A 16,852-nucleotide genomic window follows, 5' to 3' on the forward strand; every position below is an offset into this window, starting at 1 on the left:
GAAAAACAATGAACGCAAAAGGCATACTCGACCAACTTCTTCAGCAGGGCTCGTCTTTAGCCAATACGGCAAAAGAAAAGTCGGGCGGGCTCAATAGTTTTGCCGGTGGTGCGGTGACCGGCGGTGCTTTAGGGCTCCTACTCGGCAATAAGAAGGGCCGTAAAATTGGCGGTAAAGTGCTTAAATATGGCGGTTTAGCCGCCGTTGGGGTTTTAGCCTACAAGGCATATTCGTCGCATCAGCAAAATAAGCAAGGGCGCGTAGAGCATGAGCCACAAACGATAGATCGGTTACCGGCCGCTCAAGCGCAAGCCCATGCAAGCCCAATTTTACGTGCGGTTATTGGTGCTGCTAAAGCCGACGGCCATATTGACGCTCGTGAACAACAGCTTATTCAGGAAGAGTTCGCCAAGCTCAGCACCAATCCGGCTGATCAACAGTGGTTACAGGCGGAAATTGCCAAGCCGCTCGACCCTAGTGATATTGCCCGTGCGGCAACCTGCACCGAAATAGCTGCGGAAATGTATTTGGCGAGTGTGTTTGTGGTCGACAGCCAAAACTTTATGGAACGTTCCTATTTGCAGGAGCTGGCGCGGCAATTGAACTTGGAGCCCGGCTTACAAGCCGAGCTCGACCAACAAGCGCAAACCGCTTTGGCGCAAGCAGGCTAACTGTTATTAGCCAAACACAGTAATTACCCAAATACAGTAATGGTTTGGCGGCTAATGGCCACTAAGTTACCGCTTTCGTCCCAAATATGGGCTTGGGTGTGGCCGTAACCGTCGGTGGCGTGGTCGATATAAGCAATGTATTGCCACCAGCTACGGGTAGTCAACTGCGCCGAAAGCGGTTCGGGGAATTCAATGGTCCATGTGAGCGAGCTTGCGGGTGCAGGTTCGCTTAAATGGGGCAGCACAGCCGGTGGCCAAGCGTCGACAAGACCTAAAAACAAGCCAATGGAAATAGGCTGATCTTCTTGCTCGTAACGCATCCAACCACCAAATTCGCGCACCGGGTTGTTGCTAAAAGGCATGGCGCCAACGCTAACACGGTATTCGTAATGGCGCGCAAATTCGGGCACCTGTTTTAACTTACCCATATCAATACCATGCTCTCGCGAAGGTACGCTAGAACACGGGGTTTCGGTTACTTTCACCGTAGACGGTCGTGACCGGCCGAAAGTAAGCAACGCGCTCAAGCCAACTTCACCGTTTTGTGCAATTTCCACACTTACCTGCGTAACATTCTTGCCTTCGCGCAAAATACGGCGTGTTAGCTTCGCTTCGCCCACGGCAATGGGGCCCACAAAAGAAACCGTCATAGCGCGTAAATGTTGATCAGGGTTTACACCATTCACCCCATGTTGGTAGGCAATACCCGCGCTTAAACCACCAAACAGCGCACGCCCTTGAGCCCAACCGCTTGGCATGCTTAACACTTGTTCGGTGTCAGGCGTAATGGCCTGTAATAATTCATGAAATTTCATGCTCATTCCTTAGCTAAAGTCTTTGGCTATTTCAAAACTGCGCAAACGCGCTTGGTGATCATAGGCATGGCAGGTCAGCATAATTTCTTGCACCCCCGAGGCTTGGGCAAACTTTGCTAAATACTCATGCACCTGTTCGGGCGTTCCGCAAGCGGTGTATTTTAGCGCGTGATTGGCTGCTGCCAAGGCACTAGGGTCTACTGTGTTTTCAATATTGTCGACCGGAGCCGGTAATTTACCTGGGTTACCTTGGCGCAGCGCCATAAACTGCAACTGCATTGAGCTTTTCATACGCTTTGCCGCCTGCTCGGTGTCGGCTGCAAATACATTCACGGCCGCCATGGCGTACGGTTTGTCGAGATAGCGCGACGGCTTAAAGTTTTGGTAGTAGGCTTCTAGCGCCACATGCAAGTAGTCGGGGGCGAAGTGCGACGCAAAGGCGTAGGGTAAGCCGAGCTGCGCGGCCAATTGCGCGCCAAACATGCTGGAGCCCAAAATCCATACTGGTACTTTAGAGCTCATGCCAGGTACAGCTTTAATGGCTTGGCCAGGTTTGGGATCGTCAAGGTACATGAGCAGTTCTTGTACGTCGTGCGGGAAATTGTCGGCGGTGGTGTAGTCGCGGCGCAGGGCGCGTAAGGTTGCCCCGTCGGTGCCGGGCGCGCGGCCCAAACCGAGGTCAACACGGTCCGGATACAGTGCGGCTAAGGTGCCGAATTGTTCAGCGGCAATCAACGGGGCATGATTCGGCAGCATAATACCGCCGGCACCTATGCGTATTGTTGACGTTTGGCTACCAATGTAAGCCAGTGCCACAGCTGTTGCTGCACTCGCAATGCCGGTCATGTTGTGGTGTTCGGCCATCCAAAAACGGTGGTAACCCCACTGTTCTGCATGCTTGGCCAAATCGGCAGACTGCAACAACGACTCTCGCGCGTTGCTCTCCTCGGTAATGGGGGCCAAGTCGAGTATGGAGAGAACAGGAAAAGCATTAGCCATAGACACCTCAAAAAACATTGCTTAGGGTAGTGGTTCAAATCAGTGTAAATATTAACACGGTAAGGGTGCAGGCCGAGAGTATAGGGGTATAGTAATGGCCGGAGGTGGTTTTTCGCAAAGCAAAAGGGTGCAGATGAAAAATGTAGCGAACTATTTGAGGGTTTTAGCCTGTGTAGTCGGGAGCGTGCTTGTATTACCGAGTGTGGCCAGCGAGTTGCCGCTCGACGAAAATGAAAACGGCGAGCAGGTGTTACCCTCTACCGGCGAATTGGTCAGTCGCTTTTGGGAGCTGGAGCCTGAACACAAACGGGGCATTTACCAAATGCGCACCTACCAGTCGAATTACTTGCTGCCTGTGCACTACACCGACAATATCAATATTCAGCCCACCAGCCCGTCGCGCGGGCCTTCGGAGCTGCAAGACGGTTTCAAGCGTGAAGAAGTAAAAATTCAACTATCGCTGCGCACCAAAGTGTTAGAAGACTTTCTATTGCCAAATGCCGATGTGTGGGTGGCTTACACGCAAAAATCACTCTGGCAAGCGTGGAACAGTGCCGACTCGTCGCCGTTTCGTAGCACGGATCACAACCCTGAAATATTTTACGTCGTTCCCCTCGCTGAGCGCTTTGACCTTATTCCCGGGCCCGTGCGGCTGCAAATGCTAAAGGTCGGTTTTGCCCACCACTCGAACGGTCAAAGCCAACCGCTGTCGCGCAGTTGGAACTACTGGAACATAGGCGGTGCGTTTGAGGTTGGCGGTTTTCTAGTAGAAAGTGCTTACAAGTTGCGTATTAATGAAAGCGACGATGATAACCCCGATTTAGAGCGCTACGCCGGCAATTTCGACACCCGGGTTACCGGCATTTTTGACCTGTCGTCGCTCACGGTAACGCGTGTTTCGCGGAATTTGTCGCTCAATAAAGGCTCATGGCAGTTAGACTTTACCTATCCTATTCGCAAAAGCGTACCCGACGGCGCCCGTTTTCACTTACAAATATTCTCCGGCTACGGCGAAACTCTCACCGACTACAACCATTATCAAAACCGCATCGGCATCGGTATTGTGCTTTTGAATATCTAACCACGGGTCAGTAACCACGGGGTCAGAGTAAACTTCTGCAGCCCGCATGTATTCGGCTGTGGGGTTGGGAAAGTGTTCTCTGACCCCATGGTTTGTGGTAGTCTTTCGGGGTTTATTTGGGGGGTAAATTAAATGGCGCAGCTGTTAAAGATAATAATGATTAATGGTCATTTACCGGGCGTGGTAGAACTTGATTTAAATGGCCATACAAATATTTGCGGGAGTAACGCTTCGGGTAAAACCACGTTGCAGCGCATGATCCCAGTGTTCTATGGTGAGCTACCGAACCGGGTAGTGCCGCGTACTCGGCAAAACTTCGACAAATATTACCTGCCGCACAAAAACAGCTACGTTATTTACGAATACCAGCGCCCTAGCGGTGAAAATGCCCATGTGGTGTTAACCAAGCGCGCCGACGGTGTGGACTATCGCTTTGTCGACGGGGCCTATGCACCAGAGCTGTACCTTCATGAAAAAAATGGTAAAGCAATTGCGGTTGAGTATGCAGAGTGGGCTACGCGCTTAAAAACGGCGGGGCTGGCCAGCAGCCATAAAATTTCGTCTACCAGCGAGTACCGCGGCATTATTTTAAACGATCTCAAAATGGACCGGAGCCAACGCCGAGAAGTATTGAAAGCAAAGCAGCTGGTGTCGCGGTATGCCTTGGCCGGTGACGGCATGCGTTTGCGCCATATTGAAAAACTGGTATCGGCGGTGCATGCAAAAGAAGGCAAAATGGACACGCTGAAAAGCATGTTGGCGGCCATCTTAGAAGAAGACGGCCACGACCGCCCCGACAACTCCATTACGCGCAGTAAAATTAACGCGTGGCTGCAAGACATGCAGCAATACCTGAAGCTCGACAAGCTGCAAACCCAATTCGCCAAGGTGGAGCAGCAAGCGAATGAACGCCAACATAATTTAACCGCCCTTTGGCAATTAAAGCCCTTGGTTGAAGCCGACCACCAAGCGCTGATGACACAAAAAGCAGACGACGACGCGGCGTTGCAGCAATTAACCAAAGTTATTCAGCAACGGGAAAACGACTACGACAGCCAGCGCCGCAGTTTAAAAGATCAGCTGCAGAACGCAGAAGTTGAGCTGAAGTCGGTGCAAAAGCAAATAGAAGACGCGCAAAAACGGTACGACACCTTTGCCGATGAAGACATGGACGGGCTGGCGCGCAAGCTTGAAGCGTTACCCGACATGCGCACCGAATTACTCGAGCTCACTCAGCAATATCAGCTATTTATGGAAGAGCACGGCGAGGCCGAACGGCAGCTGAAAGCGCACCAACTCAGCCTTGAGCAAAACCTTAACCAACTGATAGAGAAAACGCAGAAGAAAACCAAAGAAAAAGAACGCCAGCATCGTGAGCTGTTGGCTCAACAAAGCGACGCCATTGAAGAACTACGGCAGCAATTACAGCACAAAGTACAGCAACTGAGTGACCGTTACGGCGAGCGTATAGACGCGGTGCAACAGCAACTGACCCGTCAGCAAACCCAGCTCAGCCTTTCCGGAGTAACCGAAGAGGAGCAAGAAGCGGCGAAGCTTGCCGACTTACGCCTCGACGCCGCACAAGCACAGGTGAATAAAGAGGCGCGGGCGCGTGAGCTGGCGCAAAAGCAAGTAGAGCAACAGAAACGCACACGCGACCAAGCCGACGAAGCCCTAACCGCGGCTCGCCAGCAAGAAGTAGCCGCCCAGCAAGAGGTGCAGCGGGTACAGTTACAATTAAGCCCTGTGCCGGGAAGTTTGCGACAGTTTTTACGCGACCATATCGACGGCTGGGAAACGAACCTTGGTAAGGTATTGGCCGAAGACTTGTTACAGCGCACTGATCTGCTGCCCCAATACACTGGCAGCAGCGATTCGCTATTCGGGTTGCAGCTTGATCTCACGGCGATTACTTTGCCGGAACACGCGCAGTCTGAAGCAGAATTGCAAGCACGTTTAACCACTGTGAAGGCCCAGTGGCACGACAAAACCAGCGCCCGCGAACTGGCTGAAAAGGCATTAGCCAAAGCGGTTGCGCAGGTTAAACACGCCGAGCTTGAATGGCAAGAGGCAGACCAACGCTATCGGCAGCGGCAAAACGACGTCGACTTTGCCCGCGACGCGAAGTTGCGCTTAGCGGAAGAACAACAAAAGCAATTGCGTGAACGTAAAACCGCATTAAGAGCGGGTATTGCCGAGCGTGAAACGGAACTTGAGCGGTTTAAAAAGGAGCGCGAAACGGCGCTTCAGGCGTTAAGGAACGACGTGCGTGAGCAAGAAATGGAGTTAAAAGCCGACTTTCAAGATCAACTGCACCAACTTGAAGACGCGATTGAGGCTTTGAACAACGAAGTGCAGCGCCGCCGCGAACAAAATAAGGCGCGCTATAAAGAGTTAGAGCAACAATTTAACGACGAGTTAGCGGCCAAGGGCGTGGATCAAAAGCGTTTGCAGGCGCTCAAAGCAGAAATGGAAGCGCTCGACAACGAAATTCGTGCAATAGACAGCCAGCGCGACCGTTTGAGCGAATACCAGCAGTTTATGCGCGTAGTTTGGCAGCAAGAGCGGCCACAATGGCTCCAGCAAGAGCAACACGACAAACAGCAAGTGCGTGAAACCAGCGCCGAATTAGAGCAGTTAGAGCGCGATTATAAAGCCGCGCAGAAGGCCGATCGGGCCCAGCAAAACCAATATAAAGAGCAAATTCAAAGGGCCGATAATCAGCTCAAAGACACGATCGAATTGTTACGCCGCTTAAATGGCTTGTCGGCGCCTTCCGTTGCACCAAGCGATGAGCGGTTAAATGCCGGTACAGCGGGCGATGTCATTGAGCGAATTGCACGCTGCCATCAACTGTTTGATGAGCAGGCTAAACTTGAGAAAAGCATTGAGGTAGAGCTTGGTGATTTGGAGCGGGAGCTGCGCAGTGGCGCGAACCCGAAATTCGCCGAATTTATTGACCAAGGCTTCGCCAATGTAACCGACAAAGAAGATTTGCAAGCGCGGGTAGCCGCCATTCACGAAATGATCTTAATTTTAGAAGGTCAGCAGCAACAAGTGGTTTATCAAGGCCATACCATAGGCAACGCGCTCGACAATTTCTTCTCGGTATTTAACGACATTCACAAGCGCGTGGGCGAGTACAGCCGACGCTTAACCGCCGCGGTTACCGACGAGTTAACGCTCGACGGCATCGACCATTCGGAAGTAAAAATAAGCTCCACCATAGACGAGCTGGGCTTTTGGCAGCCGTTGAAACAAACTATTGAACACTACCGGCAGTGGACCGCCTCTGGCCAGCTGTTACCGCCGCCTGAGTATTTGGACTATTTGCGCGACGTGGGCGAATTGCTGAAAGCAGACCAAGAATACAGCATCGAGTCGTTGTTAAAGTTGCAACTCAATATTGTGGAACAGGGCGCTGCGCTGGTGATTAAGAACGACCGGCAATTGGCTGAGTCGTCGAGCCACGGTATGGCGTACCTTATTTTGTGTAAGTTCTTGCTGGCATTTACCCGTTTATTGCGGCCGGAAAATGCGAATGTAGTGATTCACTGGCCTATCGACGAAATTGGCACCCTGGCGTACCACAACGTAGAAAAGCTTTTCGAGGCCTGTAACAGCAATCAAATTCATATTGTTGGTGCGTTTCCAAACCCCGAGTCCGACGTGTTGCTGTTGTTTAAGAATCGTTATTTAATTGAGCCGAGCCAAGCCCACCCGGGCAAAGGGCAATTAAAGCGTATTAAACCGAGGGTGTCGGCACTCGCGGAAAAGTTAGCTGAAAAAGTACAAGAGGAGACACCCGCATGATCCAGTTTCGTCCACTCCTCGAAACGCTATTGGCAGGGCAATTTATTTGCCCTGTAAGTGCACCTGAGCACTACAAAAAGTTGCAAGACATTGCTATTCGCGAGGCTATTGACGATTATCTGCAACCGCTGAATCGGCGGGTAGCCAGCAGCGACGACGAGAGCGTGTACTTCCTGGCTTACCGCGACATAGACAACAACGAAAGAGACCTTTTGAAGCAGCAACTAAGTGTGGTGATGAGTTCGTTGTTGCCGTTGCTCGAATGGCTTACCTATGTGCAAGAGGTGCAAGGCAGTGATGGCGCATTGTCGGCGGGCGACACGCTAAAATTGCAAGAGTTGATTCTTAAAACCGAAGACAACCCAAGTTTGCGCCAGCGCTTACAGGCGTTGGCCACCGACAAGTTTTTTAATTCACAGGCCGACTCCGTAGACGCCCAAGCGCGGCAAATTGCCAAGCGCTTGGTAGAGCATGGCTACTTGCTGCAACCCCACAAAGAGCGGTTGTATTTTCAGGTCACTGGAAAAATTGATTACCTCATTGAGCTTGTGCGTTTTATTAAAGACGAAGAGAACATTCCGTTAAGCGAAGAGCAGGTGCAAGAGGACTTGTTTTAATGGCCAATGACTTTAGCGACAAGCACCATGTGGGCTCTCTTTATGAGGTGGGCGTTGAGCGTTTAGCGCTTGTGGGTAAGCACGCAAAGGCGCTTATGCAGGGGTATTTGCAAGGTGAAGTGGAGCAAGAGGCGTTGTCTGAGCAGGCAGCGCGCAAACTTATCGCGGCGCGGGTGCTGTATCAGCCCGACGACAGCTTAGGCTATAAACTTCGACAGCCCGTTACCCAGCTGATTGCGGCCATGGTGACCGACGAAAACCGCCGCCAAATTAATGCCGACGTTGCCGACAAGCTCACGCAAATTAAAGCGCGGGTAGAGAGTTTCCGCGAGGCGCAGCGCGGCGGTGATTATGTAAAAGCTGAGCTGCAACTTCAGCTTATTCACGAAACCGTGCACGACTTAACCGGGCAATTTGAGGAAGCAATTCACAGTTTGTGGCACCGCTTGAACAGTAACTTTGGTTTTGTCAGCAGTTTGGCCGATAAAATTCGCGAAAACAGCCGCGCCCAAGGGCAAATTCAGCGGCTTATTGCCGGGCTTGCACTGGTCGACTTTAACGAGCTGATTGAGTTTGCCGAGGGCCATGCCGGTTTACGCAAATTGCTGGTTACCAAATTACAGGTGCAATTGAATGGTCACCATGGCAGTTTGCTGGAAGTGCAAAAGCGGCTGGTAGAGCTAATGGGGCGCTTTCGTGAACAACAGGCGCGTAGTTTGCTGGTGATGAATATGGCGAGCTTTTTACGCCAGCACCCGAACTTTATGGTGGGCGATTATTCCTATCGTAGCCAAGTGCCCAGGTTAGTGAACCAAGCGCCAGCAATGCCAATTGCGGCAGCAGTAAGCCTTGATCAGCGCGCGCAACAGCCGCTGGTGGTGAGCTTAGTGCAGCAACTTTACAAGGAGCTGCAGCTGAAAGCCTCGGTACAGCAAGCTACGTCGAATAGCGAGCAGGTGAGCGTACAACAGAAAGACCAAGAGGTAGAGGCGCGCCAGCAACAACTCAAGCAAGACACTGAGCACTTTTTTCTTGCGGCTCTCGACAGCCCAACCCCCTGTTCGGCACTCGACTATTTAGTGGAGCAGCAGCTGGAATGGCCGCCCGAAGCGTGGTTATTCCAAGTAATTGGTGAATACAACAGCTTGCCGCGCGCTCAGCAACAGTTGTTTCGCTTCCAACGCGAAGAAGCAAAAGCCCATGTTTTCAACGAACTCATGATTATTCACGACATTACCTTAGCTTATGTGGCCGAGCCGGCACGGCAGAGGTCGGCATGAAAGGTCAAGCCCTCACGCCGAGTGTTCGTAACTTAGCAAAGCGGCTCGAAAGTAAATGCTTACTGGCCGGCGGTTCTTTAGTGGTCACGTTGCTGCCAACTCACCGGCGCTTGCTACAGTGGTGCATTACTGAAGATTTGCTCAACGAAACGGCGCTGTATGGGCGCCAATTTACCTTCACCAGCGCCTTGTTTCAGAGCGTCAATGAACACCTTGAGCATTTGGGTGAGCCGCGTTTAGAACAGGAGCTTGCTCGCACTTCAATGCAGCAAGCACGGCAAGGCGCAAGCGAGCAGAAAAGTGTTCGCGAAGGGCCTCGCGCACATCGCGTGCTCCGTGCCGTTCAAGTAGGCCAAGCCCAGCATACTTATACCTTTATCGACACCGACTGGCGTGATCTGGACCTAAACGACTACAGCGAACTGGTGGTGGTAGAGAACCTCGACTGTTTTTATGCGCTGCACGAATTCTCGCTACCCCTTGCCGCAAATGCCTTGGTTATCTATCGCGGCGACAGTGTGTACAGCGAAGGCGCAAGTAAGTTGCGGGAGCGCTGGCAGGCCACAGCTAAACCCAGTAAATATTTTGGCGACCTCGACATTGAAGGCTTTCGTATTGCTCAGCATGGCGGTTTTCAGTACATAGCGGTGCCGCCTTTAGCATGGTTTTCGGCAAACCTTGTGGCAGCGGCTTACACACCCGAGCAGCACGAACGTAGGCTGCAATTACAATTAAGTGCCGCCGCTCAAGCTTATCTCGATATGATGGTGCGTGAACAAAAAGCCATGCTACAGCAGCGGCTGAGCAGGGATATTTTGCCCGACCCGCTCATGTGGATACCGGTAATTTCGAATCAATAGCCCGTGCTAAAGTTTGCGATAGATCAACGCAGCCCTACCCCAAAGTAACTACAATTGCGCCACTTTTTTTAGCAACCCGGTTGCTTACTAGAACCTGCGCAAAGAGTAGTAACTATGCACACCAGCCCTGAACTTTTATCGCCAGCCGGCTCACTGCGCGCTATGCGTATGGCTTTCGCTTATGGTGCCGACGCCGTTTATGCCGGGCAACCGCGCTTTAGCTTGCGCGTTCGGAACAACGAATTCGACTTACCAACCCTCGCGATCGGTATTGCAGAAGCCCATGCACAAGGCAAGAAATTCTATGTGGTGTGCAACATCGCGCCGCATAACAGCAAGCTGCAGAACTTTGTGGCGCACATTGAGCCTGTAGTAAAGCTCAATCCAGACGCACTTATTGTGTCCGATCCCGGCGTTATTTTTCTCCTGCGCGAGCATTTCCCTAACATGCCCCTGCACCTTTCGGTACAAGCCAATACGGTGAATTGGGCGGCCGTAAAATTCTGGCACCAACAAGGCATTGAGCGGGTGATTTTGTCGCGCGAGCTTGGGCTGGAAGAAATACGGGAAATTCGCCAGCGTGTACCCGAAATGGAAATTGAAGTATTCGTGCATGGCGCACTGTGCATGGCGTATTCCGGCCGTTGTTTGTTGTCCGGTTACTTTAATAAGCGCGATCCAAACCAGGGCGCGTGCACCAATGCTTGTCGTTGGGAATATAAAGTAAGCCTTGCGGAAGAAGACAACGTAGGCCAGTTTAACCCCACCGCGGTAGTGCTCGAAGAGCCGCAACGGCCCGGTGAGTTTATGCCCATGTTTGAAGACATGCACGGCACCTACATTATGAACTCGAAAGACTTACGGGCGGTTCAGCATGTACAGGCGTTAACCGAAATGGGCGTGCACTCGTTAAAGATTGAAGGGCGAACTAAATCTCCGTACTACGTAGCGCGCACGGCGCAAGTTTATCGCCAAGCCATTAACGACGCGGTTGCCGGCTTGCCGTTCAATCCGCAGCTTTTGCACGAATTGGAGGGCATGGCAAACCGAGGGTTTACTGAAGGCTTTTTACGCCGCCACGTAACCCAAAGTGAGCTGCAAAGTTACCAAACCAGCCACAGCCAAGGCCAACAGCAATGGGTGGGGGAGTTTACCGGCGAAACCACCGATCGCGCAGGGAAAATATACGCTCGCGTTGAGGCTAAAAACCGTGTGGCCGTTGGCGACACCTTGGTGCTCATGACCACAAACGGCAACACACCGATAGCGCTTTCCCAAATGTTCGGCCCAGACTTTGAGCCACTGCGGGTGGCGCCTGGCTCAGGCCATTGGTTTTGGTTCGAGCTGCCGGTTCAACACATCGCCGATCCGCACCTCGACAAGGCGATGTTGCTGTGCAATCTGCCCACGCCCGAGGCGTTAACGGGCCAAACCACTATTGAGATTAAAGAGGTAAATTAATATGGCGCTGGTTATTTTACCCGACTGCATTAATTGCGACATGTGTGTACCGGAATGCCCCAACGACGCGATTGCCATGGGCGCAGAACACTACGAAATTAACGTAAATGCGTGTACTGAATGTGAAGGGTTTTACGACACGCCGCAGTGTATTCCCGTGTGCCCTGTGGAATGCATTGAAGTGCTTAAGGCGGTGTAGCGGATTCGGGCCAAGGATAGGCCCACGGATGCTCAAGCTCTGGGTAGCTTGCCCATGGTAGTGAATAAAAGTCTGGCTCTAAGTGAGCGGGGTGCGTTATGCAAATATCGTTGCTATGCCAGCGAAAGCGCAACGCACTGGCGTGCAGCATAAGCCGCGGCGCGGGCGCGCCTTTGTAACGTGTATCCCCCACAATGGGCGCGCCAATACTTTTTAACGCCACGCGTAGCTGGTGCGTTTTACCCGTCAGCGGCCGCAATATATAAAGCCGCGCACCGGTGCCAGTGCCTTGGCTAAAAAACTGCGTGCGCGCGGGATTAGTTTGGCTTTTAAGCAGTAACCAGGAGCCGTTTCGCCCCTTTTTCATGTCGCCGCTAATCAGGCCCTGCTTTTTCTTCGGCTTGTTGCCGCCCACTGCCACATAATATTTTTCGATCGCTCGGTTTGAAAAAAGCGTTTGAAAGTGTGCCGCCGCCTCAACATTTCGTGCCACCAACAATACGCCGCTGGTGTGTTTGTCGAGCCGGTGCACGGGAAAAAGCGGCTCGCCAAGCTCACTTTGCAGCCGCACCATCACACCGAGCGCGTCATGCTCGGTGTGCATCCCTAAACCTGCAGGCTTGGCGACAGCAAAAAAGTCGGCACATTCGAAGAGCAGCTTCACTGCGGTTGTTGCACCTCAATTACTTCTACGTGCTGTATGTTGCGCTGGGCCGGCCACTCAATGGTTTGCCCTACGGCAATACCAATTAATGCGCTTCCTACGGGGCTAAAAATCGAAATGCCGTCTTCGTGTTGGCTCACATGCTCTGGGTAGCAAAGGGTTTTACTGAATACCTTGTCGGCTTCAGCAATTTTAAAGGTTACGCGGCTGCCCATGCTTACGCGGTCTTTTGGCAGAGCGTTCAGTGCAACCACTGTGGCGCGAGCTAGCTCTGTTTCTAGTGCAGCAGTGGCTGCAGGAGCAAGCTTTGCCTTTTCAATGGCCGCTTCAATACCGTTTAAGTCGTACGACGAAATCAAAACGTCGGGTTGTGTAGTCATGTGTTACTCCCTTTCACCGAAGTGAGGAATTTAGTGTTAAATAAGGTTTTGTTGAATTAAATGCTTGGAATTTATTTTTGAAAAACAACAATGCGCGCCGATCGCACGCTAAGAGCGACCGGCTGGTACAGGCAAGATGAGCGTATAGCTCTGTAAGAAGATATTCGTTTTCATACCCTGATGATATCCGCCCAAGATAAAAACGCAAGATATAGTTTGACTTCTCTGTGGATCAGCGTAACCTACGCCGTGGTTAGAAAATATTATGTTGCTTTACACTTCGTTGCACGATTATTCGTATTAGACACCGTTTTGTTGCAGTTACTACCTTTTATTTCCTCACCGAAGCTATAGAAAAATATAGCTACACCAAAACACCGCCTGAAAAGGCAAAATCGATTATTATTTAGGAAGTTTATTATGTCTGATACTGTAACTGGTACTGTAAAGTGGTTTAACGAAGCGAAAGGCTTTGGTTTCATTGAGCGTCAAGGCGGCCCAGATGTGTTCGCACATTTCAGCGCTATTTCTAGCTCAGGTTTCAAAACTTTAGCAGAAGGCCAAGCGGTTCAATTTACAATTACTCAGGGTGCCAAAGGCCCACAAGCTGAGAACATTGTAGCGATTTAATTCGCCCACAAAATTCCAAAAAGGAGCTCTTGCAGCTCCTTTTTTTGTGCCTGCGGTTCGGGAATTCATTGTATTAGAAAAGCCTTACCTTTTATAATGACATACCTCTTTTGTTCAACTAAAGCGAGAGTAAGTGAGCGCATTTAAACAGCAACTCAAAGCCAGAATAAAAGCATGTTTGTGTCAGTTTGACCGCATGCCGCTAGGGTTGCGTGTGTCGCTTGCGTTTGTGTTGCCGGTTATTGCCATTGTGTGGATGTCGGTGGCAAATATTTTAGAGTTGCAGCAGCGTACTCAAGAACTAAAATTACTGCGCGCTCAAACCCGCATTGCAGTAGACGCCGGCCGCCTTATTGGGCGTTTACAAAGAGAGCGTGGGCTGAGCATTATTACCGTTGAGAGTGGGCTTCCTCAGTACCGAACCCAGCTTGTGATCGCCCGAGAAGAAACCGACGCCATGCGCGGCGAACTGAGCGCACTGTTGCGCGAGCATAAAGGCCACAGCGCCGGTGAAGATTTTCTAGAAAACCTAGGGCGTATTAAGAACACGCTTGAGGACCTGTCGCAGTTTCGCCAACGAGTAGACACCAGCGCGGTGAATCTTGAACAAATTTATTCCTATTACACCCTGCCTATTCAGCGCTTTAACAATGTGCTGGGAGCGTTGTCCAGCGACACCTATTACAACAGCATTGGCCGCGAACTGAATGCCTATTTTATTCTCAATCGTTTTCGAGAACTCCTGGGCCAAGAACGCCTTGCCATTGCACGCGCACTCGTAAAGCAGGAACTGCCCGACCGCGACTATGAGCAGTTGGTTTATATGGCAGGTCAGCAACACACGCTATTAATAGGATTACAAAGCCAAACCGGCTTAATGCGGCAAATGAACTTAGCCACAGAAGCCAGCGAATTTCGCGACCGCTTGCTGAACCGCGCGCAAACAGAGGCGCTGCTGAGTACCGTAAGCTCCGACGACTGGTTCGCATGGCAGTCGACCCGCATTGATCTAACAATACGCATTGAACGGGAACTCGCCAGTATGATCGACAACCAAGTGGCGAGCTTGTACGGCAAAGCCAATAACGCACTATGGCGCCATATTATTATCTCGCCCTTGGTGCTGCTGGTGGGTTTAGGCTTTGCATTGCTTATCTTTCAACATGTTAAGCGCAGTTTGTTAGTGGCGAAAACGGTATTTGAACACACCCATGATCGCATTACCGTAACCGATGCCACGGGCACCATAATAGACGTAAACGCGGCGTTTAAACGGGTGACTGGTTACGATCGCAGCGAGTCGATTGGCCAGAACTCACGCTTTTTACAGTCGGGGCGGCAAAGCAAGGCGTTTTATAAAGCCATGTGGAGCAAATTATTGCAAATGGACCGCTGGCAAGGTGAAATTTGGAACCGACGTAAAAACGGCGAAGTGTATGCCGAGCTCACCACCATTAGCGCGGTACGCGACGAACATGGGCGTTTACAAAACTATATCTCGGTGTCGTCGGACATTACCGAGCGTGCGTTTGAGCACCAGCGGCAACTCGAGCACCGTGCTTATCATGACCCGCTCACAGGCTTGCCCAACCTTATGCTACTGCGCGACCGCTTAGAGCACGCTATCGAAGTAGCGCATCGCGACAACGACGACATTATTGTGGTGTCGCTCGACATCGACAATTTCAAGGCGATTAATGAAGCGCATGGCCATACTTTTGGTGACGCGGTGATAGAAGTGCTGGCCAAACGCTTAAAAGCCACCCTGCGCGAGGGCGACACCTTGGCACGAGTGAGCGGTGACGAATTTATGTTCGTGTTCGAAGAGCGTGAAGGGGCGTCTGTCGCAAACGATATCTTTACCCGTATTCGCCACCAAATTACCGCGCCCATTCGTGTTGAGCATAAAGACGTAGAAGTAACCACCAGCATTGGCGCTACGCGTTATTCCATAGACCCAAACGACGCCGACACGCTCATACGCCATGCCACCCAAGCGCTGCACCAAGCGAAGGTAAGCGGCCGCGATCGGTTGGTGTGGTTTGACCCGCAACAAGACCGCTCGCAAAGCGCCTTAGTGCAGCTAATTGCCCGTTTAGAGCATGCCATTGTAGAGCGCGAGTTAGAGCTTTATTATCAGCCTAAGGTAAATATGAGCACCTTCGAGGTGGTGGGAGTAGAGGCACTGTTGCGCTGGCGAGATCCGGAGCGCGGTATGGTGCCTCCGGGTGAGTTTTTACCCACCATTGAACAGCACCCGTTTTCAATTGTAGTGGGCGACTGGGTGATTGAAGAAGCGATAGCGCAGGCGGAGCGTTGGCAGGCGCAGGGCATTACCTTACCGGTGAGCGTAAACATTAGCGCCATACAGTTGTTAGAGCCGAGCTTTATCGAGGCATTAGAAGAACATTTGGGGCGCCACCCTAACTTTAATCCGGCGCACTTTGAAATTGAGGTGCTGGAGAGCGCTGCCATTGGCGACATCCACCGTGCTGCAAAAGTATTGGCAGACTGCCGCAAGCTCGGCGTGAGTGTTGCCTTAGACGACTTCGGAACCGGTTTTGCTGCGCTGGACTATTTAAAACGCCTGCCGGCGCAAAGCTTAAAAATAGACCAAAGTTTTGTGCGCGATATGCTGACCGACGTAAGCGACCTTACCATCGTAAAAGGCATTATTGGCTTGGCTAAAGCGTTCGACTTTAATTTGGTGGCCGAAGGCGTGGAAACATCGGAGCAAGGTAAAAAGCTGGTGGAGCTCGGCTGTGACATTGGCCAAGGTTACGGTATTGCGCGGCCCATGCCCGCTAAAGATGTTCCGCAATGGTTCCAAAGCTGGCGCGGCTGGTAGTTTACTCGTACGAGGGCCGCAATTGAATTGCAGGCGGGTTGGGGTTATAGTGAAGCCAATTTCGCACGAGGTTGCCATGCGCACATTACTCTATATTTTAATGTTCAGCTCGCTGTTGCTATTGCCGTTCTCTGGCATGGCAGGTGCTGTGCATGCGCCAAGTGCCGCTGTGAGTGAACAGCCGCCAGAACCTCATTGTGAACTTATGGCCAAAGCACAAGCCGCACAGCATAATGAGTCGCCGGTGGTAAAAGCGGATACGCTTAGTAACGCTCACTCCTGCTGCGACGCAAACAGCTGCGGCATGAGCTGCCCAGCCGACTGCGGCAGTTGTGTACTGTCCGGGCATGGCTTTAGCGTGTTTTTAGCGCACGACATGCGTTTGCCTTCTCACCTTGCCGAGCCGCCGTTGGTTTTCTTGGTTATGCAATATCGTTCCTACACAGCTCCACCACCCGCACCTCCTGTAATCGCCTAACACAACGAATTTTCAATGCGCCCGTTTGGGGCTGCTTTTTCGTTTTGTTTAGGAGT

15 protein-coding genes are annotated in these 16,852 nt (G+C 51.6%); 11 read left to right on the plus strand and 4 right to left on the minus strand.

Annotation, left to right across the window (positions count from 1 at the left end; genetic code table 11):
• The first annotated feature begins 8 nt into the window (after positions 1–8).
• On the plus strand, positions 9–671 hold the full coding sequence (locus DQW12_RS09615; protein WP_113907646.1) for a tellurite resistance TerB family protein: 663 nt from the start codon (positions 9–11) through the stop codon (positions 669–671).
• A gap of 23 nt (positions 672–694) precedes the next feature.
• Here the strand turns inward: DQW12_RS09615 and DQW12_RS09620 are convergent, their stop codons facing one another.
• Entirely contained in the window at positions 695–1,486 is a 792-nt protein-coding gene (locus DQW12_RS09620; RefSeq protein ID WP_113907647.1) for a thioesterase family protein, read from the minus strand.
• A gap of 9 nt (positions 1,487–1,495) precedes the next feature.
• Complete coding sequence (locus DQW12_RS09625; RefSeq protein WP_113907720.1) at positions 1,496–2,485, minus strand: LLM class flavin-dependent oxidoreductase; 990 nt, start codon at positions 2,483–2,485, stop codon at positions 1,496–1,498.
• A 133-nt stretch (positions 2,486–2,618) separates the two neighbouring features.
• On the opposite strand from DQW12_RS09625, the gene DQW12_RS09630 reads away from it, so the two are divergent.
• The 7 genes from DQW12_RS09630 to DQW12_RS09660 all read left to right on the plus strand — a co-directional run bounded on the left by DQW12_RS09630 (position 2,619) and on the right by DQW12_RS09660 (position 11,796).
• Positions 2,619–3,566, plus strand: a complete 948-nt coding sequence (locus DQW12_RS09630; protein WP_157957893.1) for a phospholipase A — start codon at positions 2,619–2,621, stop codon at positions 3,564–3,566.
• Between the two features lie 132 nt (positions 3,567–3,698).
• Positions 3,699–7,379, plus strand: a complete 3,681-nt coding sequence (locus DQW12_RS09635; protein ID WP_113907649.1) for an ATP-binding protein — start codon at positions 3,699–3,701, stop codon at positions 7,377–7,379.
• Positions 7,376–7,996: a hypothetical protein gene (locus tag DQW12_RS09640; protein ID WP_113907650.1), complete on the plus strand. Its 621-nt coding sequence runs from the start codon at positions 7,376–7,378 to the stop codon at positions 7,994–7,996. Before DQW12_RS09635 ends, DQW12_RS09640 begins: the two co-directional genes overlap by 4 nt.
• Positions 7,996–9,276: a hypothetical protein gene (locus DQW12_RS09645; RefSeq protein WP_113907651.1), complete on the plus strand. Its 1,281-nt coding sequence runs from the start codon at positions 7,996–7,998 to the stop codon at positions 9,274–9,276. The genes DQW12_RS09640 and DQW12_RS09645 overlap by 1 nt, the downstream gene beginning before the upstream one ends.
• Positions 9,273–10,136, plus strand: coding sequence for a DUF7281 domain-containing protein (locus tag DQW12_RS09650; RefSeq protein WP_113907652.1), 864 nt, complete (start codon positions 9,273–9,275; stop codon positions 10,134–10,136). The genes DQW12_RS09645 and DQW12_RS09650 overlap by 4 nt, the downstream gene beginning before the upstream one ends.
• A gap of 114 nt (positions 10,137–10,250) precedes the next feature.
• Entirely contained in the window at positions 10,251–11,597 is a 1,347-nt protein-coding gene (gene trhP, locus DQW12_RS09655) for a prephenate-dependent tRNA uridine(34) hydroxylase TrhP (RefSeq protein ID WP_113907653.1), read from the plus strand.
• A gap of 1 nt (position 11,598) precedes the next feature.
• The gene (locus DQW12_RS09660; protein ID WP_113907654.1) at positions 11,599–11,796 is read left to right on the plus strand and encodes a YfhL family 4Fe-4S dicluster ferredoxin; all 198 of its coding nucleotides are present in this window, start codon (positions 11,599–11,601) and stop codon (positions 11,794–11,796) included.
• Here the strand turns inward: DQW12_RS09660 and DQW12_RS09665 are convergent.
• Complete coding sequence (locus DQW12_RS09665) at positions 11,783–12,460, minus strand: pseudouridine synthase (protein ID WP_232819942.1); 678 nt, start codon at positions 12,458–12,460, stop codon at positions 11,783–11,785. The genes DQW12_RS09660 and DQW12_RS09665 overlap by 14 nt on opposite strands.
• A complete protein-coding gene (rnk, locus tag DQW12_RS09670; RefSeq protein ID WP_113907655.1) occupies positions 12,457–12,840 on the minus strand; it encodes a nucleoside diphosphate kinase regulator in 384 nt (127 codons plus the stop codon). Before rnk ends, DQW12_RS09665 begins: the two co-directional genes overlap by 4 nt.
• A 420-nt stretch (positions 12,841–13,260) precedes the next feature.
• On the opposite strand from rnk, the gene DQW12_RS09675 reads away from it, so the two are divergent.
• The 3 genes from DQW12_RS09675 (at position 13,261) to DQW12_RS09685 (ending at position 16,796) form a co-directional block, all read left to right on the plus strand.
• Positions 13,261–13,470, plus strand: coding sequence for a cold-shock protein (locus DQW12_RS09675; protein WP_113907656.1), 210 nt, complete (start codon positions 13,261–13,263; stop codon positions 13,468–13,470).
• 133 nt (positions 13,471–13,603) lie between these two features.
• Positions 13,604–16,318, plus strand: coding sequence for an EAL domain-containing protein (locus tag DQW12_RS09680; protein WP_113907657.1), 2,715 nt, complete (start codon positions 13,604–13,606; stop codon positions 16,316–16,318).
• Positions 16,319–16,367: 49 nt separating this feature from the next.
• On the plus strand, positions 16,368–16,796 hold the full coding sequence (locus DQW12_RS09685) for a hypothetical protein (RefSeq protein WP_113907658.1): 429 nt from the start codon (positions 16,368–16,370) through the stop codon (positions 16,794–16,796).
• The last annotated feature ends 56 nt before the right edge of the window (positions 16,797–16,852 follow it).

Source organism: Aliidiomarina celeris, from assembly GCF_003316875.1.
GTDB classification, from domain to species: Bacteria; Pseudomonadota; Gammaproteobacteria; order Enterobacterales; family Alteromonadaceae; genus Aliidiomarina; species Aliidiomarina celeris.

Coding starts and splice junctions, on each gene's coding strand:
- DQW12_RS09615 (WP_113907646.1), top strand. CDS start 9: ATGAACGCAAAAGGCATACTCGACCAACTTCTTCAGCAGGGCTCGTCT.
- DQW12_RS09620 (WP_113907647.1), bottom strand. CDS start 1,486: ATGAAATTTCATGAATTATTACAGGCCATTACGCCTGACACCGAACAA.
- DQW12_RS09625 (WP_113907720.1), bottom strand. CDS start 2,485: ATGGCTAATGCTTTTCCTGTTCTCTCCATACTCGACTTGGCCCCCATT.
- DQW12_RS09630 (WP_157957893.1), top strand. CDS start 2,619: ATGAAAAATGTAGCGAACTATTTGAGGGTTTTAGCCTGTGTAGTCGGG.
- DQW12_RS09635 (WP_113907649.1), top strand. CDS start 3,699: ATGGCGCAGCTGTTAAAGATAATAATGATTAATGGTCATTTACCGGGC.
- DQW12_RS09640 (WP_113907650.1), top strand. CDS start 7,376: ATGATCCAGTTTCGTCCACTCCTCGAAACGCTATTGGCAGGGCAATTT.
- DQW12_RS09645 (WP_113907651.1), top strand. CDS start 7,996: ATGGCCAATGACTTTAGCGACAAGCACCATGTGGGCTCTCTTTATGAG.
- DQW12_RS09650 (WP_113907652.1), top strand. CDS start 9,273: ATGAAAGGTCAAGCCCTCACGCCGAGTGTTCGTAACTTAGCAAAGCGG.
- trhP (WP_113907653.1), top strand. CDS start 10,251: ATGCACACCAGCCCTGAACTTTTATCGCCAGCCGGCTCACTGCGCGCT.
- DQW12_RS09660 (WP_113907654.1), top strand. CDS start 11,599: ATGGCGCTGGTTATTTTACCCGACTGCATTAATTGCGACATGTGTGTA.
- rnk (WP_113907655.1), bottom strand. CDS start 12,840: ATGACTACACAACCCGACGTTTTGATTTCGTCGTACGACTTAAACGGT.
- DQW12_RS09675 (WP_113907656.1), top strand. CDS start 13,261: ATGTCTGATACTGTAACTGGTACTGTAAAGTGGTTTAACGAAGCGAAA.